This window comes from Janthinobacterium aestuarii (assembly GCF_046113285.1).
Classification (GTDB): Bacteria; Pseudomonadota; Gammaproteobacteria; order Burkholderiales; family Burkholderiaceae_D; genus Janthinobacterium.
The window spans coordinates 5214208-5233314 of the sequence record NZ_CP142524.1 but is presented as its reverse complement, the minus strand read 5'-3'; the positions used below and the strand labels follow the sequence as shown (position 1 = coordinate 5233314).

Genomic DNA, 19107 nt, shown 5'->3' with positions numbered 1-19107 from the left:
CAAGAAATAATGAAATAGGCGCTACGAAAGTAGTGGCCTGTCAGTTTTTTGAGTGAGCGACCCGTCAGCAATGACGGTGCCAATAAAATGGCAAAGTAACAGAGATTAAACTGAAGAGTTTGATCCTGGCTCAGATTGAACGCTGGCGGCATGCCTTACACATGCAAGTCGAACGGCAGCACGGAGCTTGCTCTGGTGGCGAGTGGCGAACGGGTGAGTAATATATCGGAACGTACCCTGGAGTGGGGGATAACGTAGCGAAAGTTACGCTAATACCGCATACGATCTAAGGATGAAAGTGGGGGATCGCAAGACCTCATGCTCGTGGAGCGGCCGATATCTGATTAGCTAGTTGGTAGGGTAAAAGCCTACCAAGGCATCGATCAGTAGCTGGTCTGAGAGGACGACCAGCCACACTGGAACTGAGACACGGTCCAGACTCCTACGGGAGGCAGCAGTGGGGAATTTTGGACAATGGGCGAAAGCCTGATCCAGCAATGCCGCGTGAGTGAAGAAGGCCTTCGGGTTGTAAAGCTCTTTTGTCAGGGAAGAAACGGTGAGAGCTAATATCTCTTGCTAATGACGGTACCTGAAGAATAAGCACCGGCTAACTACGTGCCAGCAGCCGCGGTAATACGTAGGGTGCAAGCGTTAATCGGAATTACTGGGCGTAAAGCGTGCGCAGGCGGTTTTGTAAGTCTGATGTGAAATCCCCGGGCTCAACCTGGGAATTGCATTGGAGACTGCAAGGCTAGAATCTGGCAGAGGGGGGTAGAATTCCACGTGTAGCAGTGAAATGCGTAGATATGTGGAGGAACACCGATGGCGAAGGCAGCCCCCTGGGTCAAGATTGACGCTCATGCACGAAAGCGTGGGGAGCAAACAGGATTAGATACCCTGGTAGTCCACGCCCTAAACGATGTCTACTAGTTGTCGGGTCTTAATTGACTTGGTAACGCAGCTAACGCGTGAAGTAGACCGCCTGGGGAGTACGGTCGCAAGATTAAAACTCAAAGGAATTGACGGGGACCCGCACAAGCGGTGGATGATGTGGATTAATTCGATGCAACGCGAAAAACCTTACCTACCCTTGACATGGCTGGAATCCCCGAGAGATTGGGGAGTGCTCGAAAGAGAACCAGTACACAGGTGCTGCATGGCTGTCGTCAGCTCGTGTCGTGAGATGTTGGGTTAAGTCCCGCAACGAGCGCAACCCTTGTCATTAGTTGCTACGAAAGGGCACTCTAATGAGACTGCCGGTGACAAACCGGAGGAAGGTGGGGATGACGTCAAGTCCTCATGGCCCTTATGGGTAGGGCTTCACACGTCATACAATGGTACATACAGAGCGCCGCCAACCCGCGAGGGGGAGCTAATCGCAGAAAGTGTATCGTAGTCCGGATTGTAGTCTGCAACTCGACTGCATGAAGTTGGAATCGCTAGTAATCGCGGATCAGCATGTCGCGGTGAATACGTTCCCGGGTCTTGTACACACCGCCCGTCACACCATGGGAGCGGGTTTTACCAGAAGTAGGTAGCTTAACCGCAAGGAGGGCGCTTACCACGGTAGGATTCGTGACTGGGGTGAAGTCGTAACAAGGTAGCCGTATCGGAAGGTGCGGCTGGATCACCTCCTTTCTAGAGTTTGCACGAATCAGGTAACTGGTTCACGCATCAAATGTTCACACTTATCGGCTGTTAGTCAAAGAAGAAACAGTAGTCGTAGAAGTTCCGCGTTGGGGCTGTAGCTCAGCTGGTTAGAGCACCGTGTTGATAACGCGGGGGTCGTTGGTTCGAGTCCAACCAGCCCTACCAGTAAGACCCGAGTCGTAGAAATATCCTGGGGGATTAGCTCAGCTGGGAGAGCACCTGCTTTGCAAGCAGGGGGTCGTCGGTTCGATCCCGTCATCCTCCACCAAAGTTTTACCCGAAAGTGCAAACGTAAGCCGGTCAGTGAGTCAGGTTTAGGTTTGATCTTTTAGCGATCAAAGCTGTTTCGTTCTTTAACAATCTGGAAGAAGTAAAGATTATTTATTGATCAAGTCTATGCGTGCAGCAATGCATGAGGCGACTTGATGGGTAATGATTGTATGTATCAACAAACAAGCAACAACGTTGTACTTTCTTATCCCTGTAGCGCTCTTTTCGTTTGAAAGAATGAAGAGGCTAACGTTATAGGGACAAGCGAATAAGTGCACATGGTGGATGCCTTGGCGATTACAGGCGATGAAGGACGTAGTAGCTTGCGATAAGCTGCGGGGAGTGAGCAAACACACTTTGATCCGCAGATTTCCGAATGGGGCAACCCACCCTTTTAGGGTATTGCATACTGAATACATAGGTATGCAAGGCGAACGCGGCGAACTGAAACATCTAAGTAGCTGCAGGAAAAGAAATCAACCGAGATTCCCAAAGTAGCGGCGAGCGAAATGGGAGGAGCCTGTACGTGATAGTCGGACCGATAACAGAATCCTCTGGAAAGTGGAGCCATAGCGGGTGATAGCCCCGTATGTGAAATCGGACCGGTGGTACTAAGCGTACGACAAGTAGGGCGGGACACGTGACATCCTGTCTGAATATGGGGGGACCATCCTCCAAGGCTAAATACTCGTAATCGACCGATAGTGAACCAGTACCGTGAGGGAAAGGCGAAAAGAACCCCGGAAGGGGAGTGAAATAGATCCTGAAACCGTGTGCATACAAACAGTAGGAGCGGACTTGTTCCGTGACTGCGTACCTTTTGTATAATGGGTCAGCGACTTACATTCAGTGGCAAGGTTAACCGCATAGGGAAGCCGTAGAGAAATCGAGTCCGAATAGGGCGATCAGTCGCTGGGTGTAGACCCGAAACCAAGTGATCTACTCATGGCCAGGATGAAGGTGCGGTAACACGCCCTGGAGGTCCGAACCCACTAATGTTGAAAAATTAGGGGATGAGCTGTGGGTAGGGGTGAAAGGCTAAACAAACTTGGAAATAGCTGGTTCTCTCCGAAAACTATTTAGGTAGTGCCTCAAGTATCACCATCGGGGGTAGAGCACTGTTATGGCTAGGGGGTCATTGCGACTTACCAAACCATTGCAAACTCCGAATACCGATGAGTGCGAGCTTGGGAGACAGACGTCGGGTGCTAACGTCCGGCGTCAAGAGGGAAACAACCCAGACCGCCAGCTAAGGTCCCAAAGATTGGCTAAGTGGAAAACGAAGTGGGAAGGCTAAAACAGTCAGGATGTTGGCTTAGAAGCAGCCATCATTTAAAGAAAGCGTAATAGCTCACTGATCGAGTCGTCCTGCGCGGAAGATGTAACGGGGCTAAGCCAGTCACCGAAGCTGCGGATATGCGTAAGCATATGGTAGGAGAGCGTTCTGTAAGCCTGCGAAGGTGTCTTGTAAAGGATGCTGGAGGTATCAGAAGTGCGAATGCTGACATGAGTAGCGATAATGGGGGTGAAAAGCCTCCACGCCGTAAGCCCAAGGTTTCCTGTTCAACGTTCATCGGAGCAGGGTGAGTCGGCCCCTAAGGCGAGGCAGAGATGCGTAGCTGATGGGAAGCAGGTTAATATTCCTGCACCGTCGTATGATGCGATGGGGGGACGGATCGCGGAAGGTTGTCTGACTGTTGGAATAGTCAGTTTCTGCTTCATAGAAGGCGCTTAGGCAAATCCGGGCGCGGAATTCAAGGGAGTGGGACGAGTGCACTTGTGCACGAAGCAATCGGAAGTGGTTCCAAGAAAAGCCTCTAAGCTTCAGTCATACGAGACCGTACCGCAAACCGACACAGGTGGGCGAGATGAGTATTCTAAGGCGCTTGAGAGAACTCGGGAGAAGGAACTCGGCAAATTGGTACCGTAACTTCGGGAAAAGGTACGCCCCGGTAGCTTGACTGGTTTACTCCATGAGGGTGAAAGGGTTGCAATAAACTGGTGGCTGCGACTGTTTAATAAAAACACAGCACTCTGCAAACACGAAAGTGGACGTATAGGGTGTGACGCCTGCCCGGTGCTGGAAGATTAAATGATGGGGTGCAAGCTCTTGATTGAAGTCCCAGTAAACGGCGGCCGTAACTATAACGGTCCTAAGGTAGCGAAATTCCTTGTCGGGTAAGTTCCGACCTGCACGAATGGCGTAACGATGGCCACACTGTCTCCTCCCGAGACTCAGCGAAGTTGAAATGTTTGTGATGATGCAATCTACCCGCGGCTAGACGGAAAGACCCCATGAACCTTTACTGTAGCTTTGCATTGGACTTTGAACCAATCTGTGTAGGATAGGTGGGAGGCTTTGAAGCGGGGACGCTAGTTCTCGTGGAGCCAACCTTGAAATACCACCCTGGTTTGTTTGAGGTTCTAACCTTGGTCCGTTATCCGGATCGGGGACAGTGCATGGTAGGCAGTTTGACTGGGGCGGTCTCCTCCTAAAGTGTAACGGAGGAGTTCGAAGGTACGCTAGATACGGTCGGACATCGTGTTGATAGTGCAATGGCATAAGCGTGCTTAACTGCGAGACTGACAAGTCGAGCAGGTACGAAAGTAGGACATAGTGATCCGGTGGTTCTGTATGGAAGGGCCATCGCTCAACGGATAAAAGGTACTCTGGGGATAACAGGCTGATTCCTCCCAAGAGTTCATATCGACGGGGGAGTTTGGCACCTCGATGTCGGCTCATCACATCCTGGGGCTGTAGCCGGTCCCAAGGGTATGGCTGTTCGCCATTTAAAGTGGTACGTGAGCTGGGTTTAAAACGTCGTGAGACAGTTTGGTCCCTATCTGCCGTGGGCGTTGGAAATTTGAAGGGGGCTGCTCCTAGTACGAGAGGACCGGAGTGGACGAACCTCTGGTGTACCGGTTGTCACGCCAGTGGCATTGCCGGGTAGCTAAGTTCGGAAGAGATAACCGCTGAAAGCATCTAAGCGGGAAACTTGCCTTGAGATGAGATTTCCCAGAGCCTTGAGCTCTTTGAAGGGTCGTTCGAGACCAGGACGTTGATAGGCTGGGTGTGGAAGTGCAGTAATGCATTAAGCTAACCAGTACTAATTGCCCGTACGGCTTGTCCCTATAACCTTAGCAGGTACAGAGGATAAGACGGTACAACGTTGCGTGTGTGTTGATACCATTCATTACCCCGATCTTTGCTTCTTCCAGATTCATGGCCTTGTCGTCCTACAGGAGACAAGCGTCAGTACAAGTTATGCCTGATGACCATAGCAAGTTGGTCCCACCCCTTCCCATCCCGAACAGGACCGTGAAACAACTTTGCGCCGATGATAGTGCTGCAACCAGTGTGAAAGTAGGTTATCGTCAGGCTTGTTATTCGAAAAAACCCCTTCCGGTGATCCGGTTGGGGTTTTTTTACGTCTGGCGCTTGGATACGCCGCTGGTGCTGTCGGCTTACGCTGCGCTAAGCCGACCTACGCCGGCCTACGCCTGATCCGACCTACCCCGGCCAACACCGGCCGACATCGACCAAACCGGGTAGGTCGGGTAGGTCGGATTAGCGCGCAGCGCGTAATCCGACAACATTGTTGGTATGGTGGGATCAGCTACCGCGATAGGTCGAGTATGACCACGGCGATACCACCAGCGGCACGTGGTAGTTCTCATCCGTATGCGCAATGCCGAAGGACAGGGTCACCAGATCGATGAAGCGGGGCGAGGGCAATTCCACGCCTTGGGCGGCGAAGTAGTCCCCTGCGTTGAACACCAGCTCATACTGGCCCGCCTTCATGCTGTCGCCTTCCAGCAAGGGCGAGCTGCAACGGCCGTCGCTATTGGTCATATCCATCTTCAACAACACTTTGCCTTCCGGCGCGACTGAAAACAGGGCCACCTTGACGCCGGCTCCCGGCCTGCCGTGGGCGATATCGAGTACATGCGTGCTGAGTTTTCCCATTTGCTATCCTGTATATAGGGTGAGTGAATGTGCTTATCTTGCAAATCATATACCTGCATCAGCGGCTGGCTATATGATTGGGCATATAACCAACATTGTCTCCTATAGGCGAGCCACCGCATGAGTACTTATGAAAATTATCCGCGCGATTTGATCGGCTATGGCCGCACGCCACCTCACCCTCAATGGCCGGGAAAAGCCCGCATCGCCCTGCAATTCGTCCTCAATTACGAGGAAGGGGCGGAAAACAGCGTGCTGCATGGCGATGCCGCCTCGGAAACGTTTTTGTCGGAAATGATCGGAGCGGCGGCTTTTCCCGCGCGCCACCTGAGCATGGAGTCGATTTATGAATACGGTTCGCGCGCCGGATTATGGCGCTTGCTGCGCATGTTCGAGGAGCGGCGCCTGCCGTTGACCGTGTTTGGCGTCTCGATGGCCCTGAAGCGCAATCCGGAGGCGGTGGCTGCCTTCCAGGAACTGGGCCATGAAATTGCCTGTCATGGCTTGCGCTGGATTTCCTATCAAAACATGGATGAAGCGACGGAGCGCGCACACATGCACGAAGCCGTGCAGATCATCCGCGAATTGACGGGTTCCGCCCCGCAAGGCTGGTACACGGGGCGCGATTCGCCCAATACGCGCAAACTGGTGGTCGAGCATGGCGGCTTCCGCTACGACGCCGATTATTACGGCGATGACTTGCCATTCTGGGAAAAAGTGGCGTACACGGATGCGGCCGGCATGCCGGCCATGCAGCCGCAGCTGATCGTGCCCTACACCCTGGACACGAACGACATGCGCTTTGCCGCCATGCAGGGCTTTAATTCGGGCACGCAGTTTTTCGATTACCTGAAGGATGCCTTCGACGTGCTGTATGCGGAAGGCGATCCGAACGGCTTGAACCAGCCGAAAATGCTGTCCGTCGGCCTGCATTGCCGCCTGGTGGGGCGGCCGGGCAGGGCCGCGGCATTGGCGCGCTTTCTCGACTATGTGCAGCGCCATGAACAGGTGTGGATCACGCGCCGCATCGATATCGCCGAACACTGGCATGCGACGCATCCCTGCATTGCCTGAGAATGCCTGATAAGTATTGATATTGGATGATAAGTAAAATCAGTCTTTGCATATAGTTGTCCCATATGCCGGTGTTAATCTCCTATACTGGGACTATACCGAGGCCAGCATGTCAGAACCGATCCGCTTTTACTACCGTGGTGCCGTACAGGAAGTACGCAACGCCGCCCCTACGCAGACTGTGTTGCAGCACCTGCGCGAGGACTTGCATTGCACGGGCACCAAGGAGGGCTGCGCGGAAGGCGATTGCGGCGCCTGCACCGTCGTCATCGGCAGCCTGGTTGACGGCCAGGTCGAGATGAAGGCCGTCAACGCCTGCATTCAGCTCACGCCGACGCTCGATGGCAAAGCCCTGTTTTCCGTGGAAGACTTGCAGCAGCCCGATGGCGCCCTGCATCCGGTGCAGCAGGCGATGGTCGAGTGCCACGGCTCCCAGTGCGGTTTTTGTACGCCCGGTTTCGTCATGTCCTTGTGGGGCATGTATCTGGAGAAAAACGGCGCCACGCCCACGCGCTGCGAAATCGACGATACGCTGTCGGGCAATCTGTGCCGCTGCACCGGTTACCGGCCCATCATCGACGCGGCCAGGCGCATGGGTGAATTGCCGCATGTCACGTTTGATCGGGATGCCCTGGCGCAGCAATTGCAAGCGCTGCAGCGCGCTAGCGTGAGCACGTATGAACATGGCGGCCAGCACTTCCACGCGCCGCGTACCATTGAGGAACTGGTGGCGCTGCGCGCGGAAAAACCGCAGGCCTGCCTGCTGGCCGGCTCCACCGATATTGGCCTGTGGGTGACCAAGCAACTGCGCGACCTGGGCGACATCATTTATCTGGGCAACGTGGCTGCGCTGAAAACCATCGGCATTGTTGACGGCAAGCTGCACATCGGCGCTGGCGCCAGCCTGAACGATGCGTATGCGGCGCTGTGCCGGCATTATCCGGACGAATTGTCGGAACTGTGGCAGCGTTTTGCTTCCTTGCCGATCCGCAACGCGGGTACCCTGGGCGGCAATGTGGCGAATGGTTCGCCCATCGGCGACTCGATGCCGTGGCTGATTGCGCTGGGCAGCGATATCGTGCTGCGCGGTCCTGCCGGACAGCGGATCATGCCGCTTGAAAAGTTCTATTTGGGTTATCAGAAGAAAGACTTGCAGCCCGGCGAATTCGTCGAAGCCGTGCGCGTGCCCTTGCCCCGCGCCGAGGTGCATTTCCGCACGTATAAACTGGCCAAGCGCTTTGACCAGGATATCTCGGCCGTGTGCGCCGCGTTCGCGTTTGAACTCGATGGCGAGCGCATCGTCGATGCGCGCATCGCCTTTGGCGGCATGGCGGCCACGCCGCAGCGTGCTGCGCAAACGGAAGCGTTTCTGCGCGGACAGACATGGAGTGAGGAAAATCTGACTATGGCCATGCGCTTGCTGGCCGACGATTACGCGCCCCTGTCCGACATGCGCGCGTCGAACACCTACCGCATGACGACGGCGCAAAACCTGTTGCGCCGCTTCTGGCTGGAAACCCGTCCCGGTGCGCCATTGCCACCGACGTCCCTCAACGCCTACGCTTGCCGCGCCTGAAAGGACCAGCATGAACCATCCTGCCACGCCCGAACTGCAAGCGGCCGCCTGGAGCGCCGTGGGCAAGCCCAGCCCCCATGAATCGGCGCAACTGCATGTGCTGGGGCAAGCCACCTACACGGACGATATCGCCGAATTGCAAGGCACCTTGCACGCGGCGCTGGGCCTGTCGCAAAAGCCGCACGCGCGCATCACGGCCATGGATTTATCTGCCGTGCGCGCCGCTGCCGGTGTTGTCGCCGTCTACACGGCGCAGGACATTCCCGGCACCAACGATTGCGGTCCCATCATCCATGACGATCCCATCCTGGCTGCTGATCTGGTGCAATACGTGGGCCAGCCCATCTTTATCGTGGTGGCCGATACGCATGACCATGCGCGCCGCGCCGCCCGCCTGGCGCAAGTGTCCTATGACGAGTTGCCCGCGATCATGACGCCGCAGGCGGCCAAGGCGGCGCAATCGTATGTGCTGCCGCCCATGCAGCTGACACGCGGCAACTACCAGGCCGCGTTCGAGAAGGCGCCGCATGTGGTCAAGGGCCAGCTGTATGTGGGCGGCCAGGAACAGTTTTACCTGGAAGGACAGATTTCCTACGCCATTCCGAAGGAGGCGCAGGGCATGCTGGTGCTGTGTTCGACCCAGCATCCGAGCGAGATGCAGCACGTGGTGGCGCATGCGCTGGGTGTACATTCGCACAACATCACCGTCGAATGCCGGCGCATGGGCGGCGGTTTCGGCGGCAAGGAATCGCAATCGGCCCTGTGGGCGGCGGCCGCATCGATTGCGGCGGCGAAACTGAAACGTCCCGTCAAATTGCGTGCCGACCGCGACGATGACATGCTGGTGACGGGCAAGCGCCACTGTTTTTACTATGAATACGAAGTCGGTTACGACGACGATGGCCGGATCCTGGCCGCCAAGGTCGACATGACCACGCGCGCAGGGTATTCGGCGGACTTGTCCGGTCCCGTCGCCACGCGCGCCGTCTGCCACTTCGACAACACCTATTATTTGTCCGACGTGGACATCCGCGCCGCCTGCGGCAAGACGAATACCCAGTCGAACACGGCTTTCCGGGGCTTTGGCGGGCCGCAGGGCGCCATCGCCATCGAGTACGTGATCGATGAAATCGCCCGCCATTTGCAACGCGATGCGCTCGATATCCGCCTGCTCAATTTCTATGGCCGCAACGATGCGGAAGGGCGCAACGTCACGCCGTACGGGCAAAAAATCGTCGACAATGTCATCCATGAGCTCGTCGCGGAACTGGAAGAGAGCAGCGACTACCGCGCGCGCCGCCGCGCCATCGATGCGTTCAACGAAGCCAGCCCGGTCTTGAAGAAGGGGCTGGCATTCACGCCCTTGAAATTCGGTATCGCCTTCAACGTCACGCATTTGAACCAGGCCGGCGCCCTCGTGCACGTGTATGTGGATGGCTCCGTGCTGGTCAATCATGGCGGCACGGAAATGGGGCAGGGAATCAATACCAAGGTGATGCAGGTGGTGGCGCACGAGCTGGGACTGGACCTCGAATGCGTGCGCGCCACGGCCACCGACACCAGCAAGGTGGCGAACACGTCGGCCACGGCGGCATCCACCGGCGCCGACCTGAATGGCAAGGCGGCGCAGGATGCGGCGCGCCAGATCCGTGAACGCCTGGCCGATTACGCGGTCAAACTGTACGGTGGCGATGCTGGCACTGTGCGCTTCTTCGACAACCATATCCACGTCCATGGTCACGTCGTACCGTTTGCCGAGCTGGTGCAGAAGGCATATCTGGCTAGAGTGCAATTGTGGTCCGATGGTTTTTATGCCACGCCCGGGCTGTCGTGGGATGCGAAAACGATGACGGGCCATCCGTTTTCCTACTATGCCTATGGCGCGGCCGTGGCCGAAGTGGTGGTCGATACCCTGACGGGCGAGTGGAAACTGCTGCGCGCCGATGCCTTGTACGATGCGGGCCAGTCGCTCAATCCCGCGATTGATCTGGGGCAAGTGGAAGGCGCATTTATCCAGGGCATGGGCTGGCTGACGACGGAGCAGTTGTGGTGGAATGCGGCGGGCAAGCTGATGACGCACGCGCCATCGACCTATAAAATTCCCGGCATTTCCGATTGCCCGGAAGATTTTCGTGTGAAACTGTTCCAGAACCGCAATGTGGAAGACAGCATCCACCGTTCCAAGGCCGTGGGCGAGCCGCCGTTATTGTTGCCGTTTTCCGTGTTCTTTGCCATCCGCGACGCCATTTCCAGCGTGGGTCACCACGCCGTGCAGCCACCGCTGAATGCACCGGCCACCAGCGAGGAAATCCTCAAGGCGGTCATGGCCGTCCAAGCGGCGCATGTCGGCGCCTAGGAGCAGAAGATGAGCGACTGGCTGACAGTGATGGACAACGACACGCAGGCATCCGTGCTGGTGACGGTTGTCCTGGTCGAAGGTTCCGGGCCGCGCGAGGCGGGCGCGAAGATGCGCGTCACCCTCGATGGCGAGGTCGACACCATCGGCGGCGGTCACCTGGAATTGCGTGCCGTCGAAATTGCCAAGACCATGCTGGCGACAGGAGACACGCATGCGCGGCTCGAGCGTTTTGCGCTGGGCCCCAGCCTGGGCCAATGCTGCGGCGGCGTCGTCCACCTGGCATTTGAATATGTCGATGCCGGCCTGAAAGAATTGCTGGCAGCCTTGCGCGAACGCCGCCAGCAGGACAGCTGGCGTTTGACGGCGCTCGATGGCGAACCCGCCTCTGCGCTGTTCGATGCTGACGGCAGCTTGATTGCCGGCACGCCAGGCCAGGCGCCCGATACGTTTTCGCGCGAGCGCGCAACCCATGTCGCGCAGGGGAGTGAAGGGCGGCGCTGGCTGGTCGATCCCTGCCTGGCGCCGCGCGCGCATCTGACCCTGTTCGGCGCCGGCCACGTGGGCGCCGCCATCGTGCGCGCGCTGGCCCACTTGCCCTGTAATATCACCTGGGTCGATGAACGCGAAGACATGTTTCTCGCAGCATTGCCGGCGGGGTTGCCAGCTAACGTGCGCATCGCCGCCACCGACACGCCCGAGGAATTCGTTGCCATGGCGCCGCCGGGCGGCAGTTTTCTCGTCATGACGCATAGCCATGCGCTCGATCAACGCCTGACGCAAGCCGTCATGGAGCGCGAGGATGCGGGCTGGTTCGGGCTGATCGGTTCGCACACCAAGCGCAAGCAGTTCGAGCACCGGCTGCAGGCGCGCGGCGTGCCGGACGAGCGCATTGCGGCCATGGTGTGTCCGATCGGCATGCCCGGCATCCGCAACAAGGCGCCGGCCGTGATCGCCGCCTCCGTTGCCTGTCAATTACTGATGGTGTGGGAGGAAGCGGCCGCGGCCGCCCTGGCCGCACCGCTGCGGCTGGCTTCTGCCGGCGCGCCACCGCGCCGCCGGACACGCGCCGCCATTCATCCGTTATAGAAAGAAGTCATGCCGATTGTTCCTGCCACATTGCAAGGCTACCGAGCCAGCTTGCTGCACTTCCACGCCGATCCCGCTTTTAATGAGGATGCGCACGCCTGGCATGCGGATGGCTTGCTGATCGTGGCCGACGGCAAGATCGTCGCGGCCGGCGATTACGCGCAGCTGCAAGCCACTTTGCCGCCTGGCACCGAGATCGTCGATTACCGGGGCAAGCTGATCGTGCCGGGTTTCATTGATACCCATCTGCATTTCCCGCAGACGGAAATGATCGCCTCGCCCGCGCCGGGTTTGCTGCCATGGCTGGAAACGTACACCTTCCCTACCGAGCGCGCGTTTGAGAATCCCGAGCATGGGCGCGATGTCGCCGAGTTCTTTCTCGATGAACTGCTGCGCTGCGGCACCACGACGGCCATGGTGTATGGCAGCGTGCATCCGCAATCGGTCGATGCCTTCTTTGGCGCCAGCGAGGCACGCGGCTTGCGCATGGTGGCGGGCAAGGTCATGATGGACCGCAACTGCCCCGAGTTCCTGCGCGACACGGCCGAGTCCGGCGCGCGTGAAAGCGAGGAGTTGATACGCCGCTGGCACAAGCACGGCCGCTCGCTGTATGCGATCACGCCCCGCTTCGTGCCGACATCGACAAATGAACAGATGCACCTGGCGGGCGAGCTGGCGCGCGCCTATCCGGATACCTATCTGCAAACCCACGTGTCGGAAAACGAGGATGAATGCCGCTGGGTGCGTGAACTGCATCCGCAGGCGCGCAGCTACCTCGATGTGTATGACCACTACGGCATGCTGCGCCCGCGCGCCATGTTCGGCCACTGCATCTGGCTCGATGAGCGCGACCGCGCGCGCATGGCGGAAACGTCCTCGGCGGCCGCCGTTTGTCCTACATCCAACCTGTTCCTCGGTAGCGGCCTGTTCGATTTCGAGCGGGCCGACGCGGCACGCGTGCTGCTGTCGCTGGCGACGGACGTGGGCGGCGGCACCTCGTTCTCGATGTTGCAAACCATGAACGAAGCCTATAAAGTAGCACGCTTGAAAGGCAGCTATCTGCCTGCCTTGCGCATGTTTTACCTGGCGACCCTGGGCGCCGCGCGCGCCATGCAGCTGGAAGGCACCCTGGGCAATTTCACGGCAGGCACGGAAGCGGACTTCATCGTGCTCGACAAGCATGCGACGCCGCTGCTCGAGCGCCGCACGGCTGGCTGTCAAAGCCTGGAGGAATTGCTGTTTGCCTTCGCGCTGCTGGGCGACGACCGCGCCGTGGCCGCCACTTATTCAGGCGGGCAATGCGTGCATGTGCGGGGGCAGGGCTGACCTACCCGTTGTTCAACACGAATTATCCTGAGCGAGAACGCGAATGCACAAGAAACTCACTGGCCTGGCGCTTGGCGCCGCGCTGGCATTGACCGGAACGGCGCAAGCCGCCAAGGCCGTGGCCACTCCGTCTTCCAACGAAGCGGCCACGGCGCGCCATTTTGCCGCCCTGGTGTCCGGTGCACAGCCGAAGACAGCCGAGTTGAGCCTGTTCTTTTCCATGATGCCCAAGGGCGGTGATTTGCATCACCATTACTCGGGCGCCATTTATGCCGAGCAATTTCTCGACTGGGTCGACAAGGAAAACTATTGCGTCAACAAGACAACCTACCGTATCGAAAGCAACAAGGACGTCGTGGCGGCCGAGCGCGCCAAGCCGGCCGCACAGCGCAGCTGCCTGTCGTCCACGGAAGTGTTTGCCGATGCGGGCCTGTATGCGGAATTGCTGCAGCGCTGGTCGACCAAGGATTTCTATAACCACGGCGCCATCCAGACGCCGCCGGACCGTACCTTTTTTGACACCTTCGGCTACTTCGGTCCCGTGGCATCGACGAATACGGCCGATGGCCTGAAAACGCTGAAGCAGCGTGCCATCGCGGAAAACCTCAGCTACATCGAGACGATTTTCGAGCTGTCGCCCTTCGTGCAAAACGCGCAGTTCGACCAGCAAGTGCTGGCGCCGGGCTTGCCGCCGGCTGCGTTGCAAGCGCTGCTGGCCAAGTGGACCGCCAGCCTGGACCAGGACGCCAGCTTCCAGAAAAGCATCACCTCCTATAACGACAATGTGAACGCCAGCAGCGCCGGCATCGACGATGCGCACTTCACCATGCGCTACCAGGCGTATGTGTTGCGTTTCCTGTCGCCATCGCAAGTGTTCTCGTCCATGGTGGCCGCGTTCAAGGCGGCCAGCCTCAATCCGCTGCTGGTGGGCGTGAACATCGTGGGCCAGGAAAGCGTGAACGTGTCCATGCGCGATTACAGCTTGCACATGGAAATGTTCAAGTTCCTCAAGACAAAATATCCGAACGTCAAGATCGCCCTGCACGCGGGCGAGCTGGCGCTGGGCATGGTGCCGCCGGAAGGCATGGCTTTCCATATCGCCGAAGCCGTCGATGTGGCGGGTGCCGACCGTATCGGCCACGGCATGGATATCGCCTACGAGCACAATGCGCTGGCGACCATGCAAAAGATGCGCGAGCGGGGTATCCCTGTAGAAGTGAACCTGACCAGCAACGATTACATCCTTGGCATCAAGGGCCAGGCGCATCCGGTCACCCTGTACCGCAAGTATGGCGTGCCCTTCGTGATCTCGACGGACGACGCGGGCGTGTCGCGCAATACCTTGTCGAATGAATACGTGCTGTTTGCCAGCCAGTACAAGACCGATTATGCGGAAATCAAAAAGCTGTCGTATAACAGCTTGCGCTATTCCTTCCTGGCGGAAGCGGACAAGCAGCGTTTGCTGAAAGCGCTCGATGCCCGTTTCACCCGGTTTGAAGCGCAAATTGCGGCGGCCGACAAGGCAGGCAAGAGCGGCAAACCGTAAGTTACGCGACGTTCCCAACTGATACTCTCAGGGCGGCCGGATCTTCCGGCCGTTTTCCATTTCTCCCCTCCCTTTCTTGCAATGTGTTTTTGTTAATGTTGTGGCGGCCATGCGACACAATTAACAGCAGATACACGACTTTATCCAATTTCCTGGATGAATCAATTTCAAGTACATATTGCTCATTTATAATCTCGCGCCATAAGCCCGAACGCTGTCAGCACGATATCAATCCAGCTAGTTACCCCATGCTATTTATATTTTAAATATATAAATATGTAAAAAAAATCGTATTTGTCATCCATTTTTTGATGATGCATAGTGAGATGAAGATGATATTAAAAAGTCACAATTCATCTGGGCGATATCGTAAGAAGATGGGTATTTGCAGTAAATAAAGGTGAGATGCAGAGTGAAACAAACAGTCGCGCAACTAAATGACGACATTCTTCTGCATTTTGCCGCCGTGTCACAGTCTTGAAATATTTAACAATTACACTCGCGGCTTGCCATGTTGGCCGGCTAAGCATGTGGGATGAATGACACAGGTGCTAGCGCCCTGGGTCATACGCATCGGTAGCAGTTTTTTTCACCGTTATTGTCTGGATATAAATGGTTGTGATGTGTGGAGCGGCGTTTTGTGATGGTCTTGTCAGGACCGCAGCCAGTCCCGCCGGCGTAACAGTTGCAGCATCGTAAAGAGGATATCTTGTGTTTGTGTTGCTGTGCGGCGCAGCCGGACGGTGGGCAATCCAGGATGTTCAAAAATAATAGTCTTTTCTGGGGTTAAAGATGATCAATCACAAGCGACTTCGGCTAACGCAAATCGCGTTCAGCCTGTCTATTGCACTGGCGGCGGCACCATCGTTCGCACAGAACACTACGTCTTCCATCGGCGGCCGTATCTCGGCCACCGACGGCAAGCCGGCAGCTGGTGCCACCGTTACCATCGTGCATACCGAATCGGGTTCCGTCAGCAATGTGACGACCGATGCGGAAGGCCGCTACGTCGCCCGCGGCTTGCGCGCCGGCGGTCCATACACCATCACCATCACCAAGAATGGTGAAGTGGAAAAACGCGAAGGCGTGTACGTGCAGCTGGCGGAAACGGCCAATGTAGACGCCACCCTGGGCGCCCAGATGCAAACCGTAAACGTCACGGGCACGGGCGCACGCGCACAGATTTTTAACCGCAGCAACATGGGTGCGGGCACCAACATCGGCGCGAACGAATTGGCCATGCAGGCGTCGATCCAGCGCAATCTGCAAGATTACGCCCGTTCCGATCCGCGTGTTTCTCAAACGGACAAAGAGCGGGGCGAATTGTCCGTTGCCGGTCAAAACTCGCGCTACAACTCGATGACCATCGATGGCGTGGCCGTGAACGATACGTTCGGCCTGGAATCGAACGGCAGCCCGACGGCCAAGCAGCCGATCTCGATCGATGCGATCCAGTCGGTGCAAGTGAACGTCGCCAACTACGACGTGACGCAAAAAGGCTATACGGGCGCCAATATCAATGCCGTGACCAAGTCCGGTACCAATGATATCAAGGGCAGCGTCTACTACGTGTTCCGTAATGACAGCATGGCCGGTGACCGTTACGACAACGTCAAAGACAGCTATTACGCGCCAGCGCCGTTCCGCGAAACGACCAAGGGCATTTCCGTCGGCGGCCCGCTGATCAAGGACAAGCTGTTCTTCTTTGCCAACAAGGAAAAGCTGGAAAGCACTCGCACTGCGCCAAACTTTGGTCCCATTGGCAGCGCGATGACGAACGTCGGTATTACCGAGTCCGCTATTGCCGCTTTACAGACGATTGCCAAGGATAAGTACAACTTGCCAGTTGGTACCACGGCCGTCCCCGCAGGCACGAAGTTGACGGTAGATGATGTCTTGCTGAAACTGGACTGGAACATCAACGACAACCATCGCGCGATGGTTCGCTACTCCAAAACCGATCAATCCGAGCCGATGTTTACCGGTGTATCGGATAGCGGCATCGCCTTGAACTCGGCCTGGCGCTCGCAGGAAAAGTCGATCGAAACCATCGTCGGCCAGTGGTTTGCCGACTGGACGCCAAATTTCTCGACGGAATTCAAAGTATCGTCGCGCGACTATGAAAGTCTGCCGAAGAACAATTCCACCCTGCCAACCATGTCCCTCAAGTTTACGGGTGATGTGCCGGCAGGATCGCCTGCAGGCGTGTCGACCAAAGACCGCTACCTGAACTTTGGTACCGACCAGTCGTACCAGTTCAACGTCTTGCGCACCAAGACCAAGGATGCCTACCTGGGCGCCAACTGGGCCTTGGGCGATCATGAAGTCAAGTTCGGCACCGACTTCAGCAAGAACGATGTCTACAATGCGTTCCTGCAGAACATCAACGGCAACTACACCTTCGGCTGTATCAATAATGTCGGATACTCGTTTGTCAAACCGAACCCTGACGGCAGCACTACTTTCAACTGCAACAGCTCGGCCGCTCTTCAGGAACAAGCCGTACTGGAAAATTTCCGTACCGGACGCCCGAGCTCTTACCAGGTGCAAGTACCGTTGCCAGGTGGCTCGCTGGAAAACGCCATTGCTGATTTCAGCCTGAAAAACTATGGCTTCTTCGCTCAGGACGTATGGACCGTCAACAAACAGTTGACCGTGCAGTATGGCGTGCGTGTCGACAAGGCCGGCATCAGCGACCGTCCGCTGTATAACGCTGCTGCGGCTGCACCTATGGTGGCTGCCAACGCGCAGACGGGCAAGGCACAAAGCGGTGGTTTTGGCCTGAACAATACGCAAACCATCGATGGTCAGACACTGTGGCAGCCACGTGTGGGCTTCAACTACAAGTTTGACAGCGCCCGTCCTACCCAGTTGCGCGGCGGCGTCGGCCTGTTCCAGGGCGCGGCAGCCACGGTCTGGATGTCGAACCCGTTCGCCAATCCTGGCGTGGCAACCCGTATCGTCGGTTGCGGCACCAGCGGCTTCAAGGCTTGCCCATCGGTAGGTGGCTTGTTCAATCCTGATCCGAACACCCAGCCGACGAACTTCCCTGATGCCGCCCCTGCAGCCAACGTCGACTTCCTGTCGCCTAACCTGCGCCAGCCATCGATCTGGAAGGGCAACCTGGCATTCGAACATGAGTTGCCATGGATGGGCCTGGTTTTCGGCGCGGAATACCTGCGCACGCAAAACAAGGATGCCATTTACTATGAGCATCTGAACCTGGGCGCGGCGACGCGTACCGGTACCGATGGCCGTGCGTTGTACTATTCGAACACTGCCTACAATACGAACTGCTGGACTTCCACCGGTGGCTTGTCGTCGACCAATGCGGGTTGCGCGGGTTCCTTCGCCAAGGCACTCAAGAACCCTGCGTTCAACAACGTCATGGTTGCGCAGAAAACGGACAAGGGCGCGGGTAATCTGGTGACGCTGTCGGTCAGCCAGCCGATGACCAAGGGCTTTGGCTGGTCGGTTGCCTACACCTATACGGATGCAACGGAAGTGTCGCCGCTGACCTCGTCGGTATCGACATCGAACTTCAACGCCCGTTCGATCTTCAATCCGAATGAAAACGTCGCCGCCAATTCCGGCTACCTGGTGAAAGACCGCTTCAATGCTGTGTTGAACTTCCAGAAACGCTTCTTCGACAACTACAAGACCAGCTTCGGCCTGTTCTATGAAGGCCGCAAGGGCAAACCATACAGCTGGACCTACAGCAATGACTTGAACGGTGACGGCGTCAGCGGCAATGACTTGATGTATATCCCATCGAAACCAGGTTCGGGCGAAGTGGTATTCCGTGGCGATACGGCAACCAACCATGCCAACGAAGATCGTTTTTGGGCATTTGTGAACGCAAACGGCGACCTGCGCAGTTCGAAAGGCGGCGTGGTGAAGCGTAACGACAGCTTCTCGCCTTGGACCAACAGCTTCGATATGCGTGTCAGCCAGGAAGTCCCAGGCTTCTTCAAAGGCAACAAAGGCGTTTTCACGATGGACTTCTTCAACGTGGGCAACATGATCAACCGCAAGTGGGGCCGTATCAATGAAATGGCTTTCCGCTCGGCTGGCGGTCAAACGCGTAACTTTGTTGATTTTGCCGGTCTCGATGCTCAAGGTCGCTACATCTATCAAGTGCGTGACAAGGTAGAAGACTACACCGTGCGTCAACAAAAGGGTGAGTCCCAATGGGCGATCCAGGCGACGGTCAAGTACGAGTTCTAATCTCGACGCTTGATTGACGTTCCGAA

General features: G+C 57.0%; 8 protein-coding genes, 2 tRNA genes and 3 rRNA genes. 12 read left to right on the top strand and 1 reads right to left on the bottom strand.

Annotation, left to right across the window (positions count from 1 at the left end; genetic code table 11):
• Nucleotides 1–107 precede the first annotated feature (107 nt).
• The 5 genes from OX462_RS23465 to rrf all read left to right on the top strand — a co-directional run bounded on the left by OX462_RS23465 (nucleotide 108) and on the right by rrf (nucleotide 5301).
• Nucleotides 108–1638 (top strand): 16S ribosomal RNA (locus OX462_RS23465).
• Between the two features lie 100 nt (nucleotides 1639–1738).
• Nucleotides 1739–1815: transfer RNA gene (locus OX462_RS23460), tRNA-Ile, on the top strand.
• A gap of 27 nt (nucleotides 1816–1842) precedes the next feature.
• Nucleotides 1843–1918 (top strand) — tRNA-Ala (locus tag OX462_RS23455).
• A gap of 260 nt (nucleotides 1919–2178) precedes the next feature.
• A 23S ribosomal RNA gene (locus OX462_RS23450) occupies nucleotides 2179–5052 on the top strand.
• Nucleotides 5053–5188: 136 nt separating this feature from the next.
• Nucleotides 5189–5301 (top strand): 5S ribosomal RNA (gene rrf / locus OX462_RS23445).
• The 16S, 23S and 5S rRNA genes sit together here with 2 tRNA genes alongside, the layout of an rRNA operon.
• A gap of 232 nt (nucleotides 5302–5533) precedes the next feature.
• Here rrf and uraH read toward each other — a convergent pair.
• A complete protein-coding gene (gene uraH, locus OX462_RS23440; RefSeq protein WP_034785620.1) occupies nucleotides 5534–5887 on the bottom strand; it encodes a hydroxyisourate hydrolase in 354 nt (117 codons plus the stop codon).
• A gap of 120 nt (nucleotides 5888–6007) precedes the next feature.
• On the opposite strand from uraH, the gene puuE reads away from it, so the two are divergent.
• The 7 genes from puuE (at nucleotide 6008) to OX462_RS23405 (ending at nucleotide 19081) form a co-directional block, all read left to right on the top strand.
• Complete coding sequence (gene puuE / locus OX462_RS23435) at nucleotides 6008–6961, top strand: allantoinase PuuE (protein ID WP_409027194.1); 954 nt, start codon at nucleotides 6008–6010, stop codon at nucleotides 6959–6961.
• A 109-nt stretch (nucleotides 6962–7070) separates the two neighbouring features.
• Nucleotides 7071–8537: a xanthine dehydrogenase small subunit gene (gene xdhA, locus OX462_RS23430; protein WP_409027193.1), complete on the top strand. Its 1467-nt coding sequence runs from the start codon at nucleotides 7071–7073 to the stop codon at nucleotides 8535–8537.
• Between the two features lie 10 nt (nucleotides 8538–8547).
• On the top strand, nucleotides 8548–10893 hold the full coding sequence (gene xdhB / locus OX462_RS23425; RefSeq protein ID WP_409027192.1) for a xanthine dehydrogenase molybdopterin binding subunit: 2346 nt from the start codon (nucleotides 8548–8550) through the stop codon (nucleotides 10891–10893).
• Between the two features lie 9 nt (nucleotides 10894–10902).
• On the top strand, nucleotides 10903–11982 hold the full coding sequence (gene xdhC / locus OX462_RS23420; protein ID WP_070219332.1) for a xanthine dehydrogenase accessory protein XdhC: 1080 nt from the start codon (nucleotides 10903–10905) through the stop codon (nucleotides 11980–11982).
• 9 nt (nucleotides 11983–11991) lie between these two features.
• Nucleotides 11992–13308, top strand: coding sequence for a guanine deaminase (gene guaD, locus OX462_RS23415; protein WP_070219331.1), 1317 nt, complete (start codon nucleotides 11992–11994; stop codon nucleotides 13306–13308).
• Between the two features lie 43 nt (nucleotides 13309–13351).
• Complete coding sequence (locus OX462_RS23410) at nucleotides 13352–14854, top strand: adenosine deaminase family protein (RefSeq protein WP_409027191.1); 1503 nt, start codon at nucleotides 13352–13354, stop codon at nucleotides 14852–14854.
• A 792-nt stretch (nucleotides 14855–15646) separates the two neighbouring features.
• Nucleotides 15647–19081 (top strand): TonB-dependent receptor, encoded by a 3435-nt coding sequence (locus tag OX462_RS23405; RefSeq protein WP_409027190.1) that lies wholly within the window; start codon nucleotides 15647–15649, stop codon nucleotides 19079–19081.
• The last annotated feature ends 26 nt before the right edge of the window (nucleotides 19082–19107 follow it).

What these genes read in the sequence shown, in the direction of transcription:
- uraH (WP_034785620.1), bottom strand. Translation starts at nt 5,887, where the DNA reads ATGGGAAAACTCAGCACGCATGTACTCGATATCGCCCACGGCAGGCCG.
- puuE (WP_409027194.1), top strand. Translation starts at nt 6,008, where the DNA reads ATGAGTACTTATGAAAATTATCCGCGCGATTTGATCGGCTATGGCCGC.
- xdhA (WP_409027193.1), top strand. Translation starts at nt 7,071, where the DNA reads ATGTCAGAACCGATCCGCTTTTACTACCGTGGTGCCGTACAGGAAGTA.
- xdhB (WP_409027192.1), top strand. Translation starts at nt 8,548, where the DNA reads ATGAACCATCCTGCCACGCCCGAACTGCAAGCGGCCGCCTGGAGCGCC.
- xdhC (WP_070219332.1), top strand. Translation starts at nt 10,903, where the DNA reads ATGAGCGACTGGCTGACAGTGATGGACAACGACACGCAGGCATCCGTG.
- guaD (WP_070219331.1), top strand. Translation starts at nt 11,992, where the DNA reads ATGCCGATTGTTCCTGCCACATTGCAAGGCTACCGAGCCAGCTTGCTG.
- OX462_RS23410 (WP_409027191.1), top strand. Translation starts at nt 13,352, where the DNA reads ATGCACAAGAAACTCACTGGCCTGGCGCTTGGCGCCGCGCTGGCATTG.
- OX462_RS23405 (WP_409027190.1), top strand. Translation starts at nt 15,647, where the DNA reads ATGATCAATCACAAGCGACTTCGGCTAACGCAAATCGCGTTCAGCCTG.